The organism is Nonomuraea typhae, from assembly GCF_009760925.1.
GTDB classification, from domain to species: domain Bacteria; phylum Actinomycetota; class Actinomycetes; order Streptosporangiales; family Streptosporangiaceae; genus Nonomuraea; species Nonomuraea typhae.
In genome coordinates this window covers 1-849 of the sequence record NZ_VRLV01000053.1, presented here as the reverse complement: position 1 = coordinate 849, position 849 = coordinate 1, and the positions used below count along the sequence as shown (strand labels likewise).

The following is an 849-nucleotide window of genomic DNA, read 5'->3' as shown; positions in this document are numbered from 1 at the left end:
GTTCATGCGGCCGGGGACGCCCAGCGGGTTGAGGATGATGTCGACGGGGGTGCCGTCCTCCAGGAACGGCATGTCCTCCACCGGCAGGATCTTGGAGATGACGCCCTTGTTGCCGTGGCGGCCGGCCAGCTTGTCACCGTCGGTGATCTTGCGCTTCTGCGCCACGTACACGCGCACCAGCTCGTTGACCCCCGGAGGCAGCTCGTCGCCCTCCTCACGGGAGAACACCCGCACCCCGATGACCTTGCCCTGCTCGCCGTGCGGCACCTTCAGCGAGGTGTCGCGCACCTCACGCGCCTTCTCCCCGAAGATCGCGCGCAGCAGCCGCTCCTCCGGCGTCAGCTCGGTCTCGCCCTTGGGCGTGACCTTGCCCACCAGGATGTCACCGGGCACCACCTCGGCGCCGATGCGGATGATGCCGCGCTCGTCCAGGTCGGCCAGCACCTCCTCGGAGACGTTCGGGATGTCCCGGGTGATCTCCTCGGGGCCCAGCTTGGTGTCACGGGCGTCGACCTCGTGCTCCTCGATGTGGATCGAGGACAGCACGTCATCCTGCACCAGGCGCTGGGACAAGATGATCGCGTCTTCGTAGTTGTGACCCTCCCACGGCATGAACGCCACCAGGAGGTTCTTGCCCAGCGCCATCTCACCCTGATCGGTGCACGGGCCGTCGGCGATGACCTGGTTGACCTCCACCCGGTCGCCCTCGGCCACGATCGGCTTCTGGTTGAAGCTCGTGCCCTGGTTGGAGCGCTTGAACTTCGCCACCCGGTAGGTGGTGCGGGTGCCGTCGTCGTTCATCACCGTGACGTAGTCGGCGGAGACCTCCTCCACCACACCGGCCTTCTC

Annotated in this window: 1 pseudogene; it reads right to left on the bottom strand. The window is 67.0% G+C overall.

Annotated elements, in window-relative coordinates:
- Window positions 1–849 (bottom strand): annotated as a pseudogene (locus FVE25_RS53670) (DNA-directed RNA polymerase subunit beta); the annotation flags it as partial.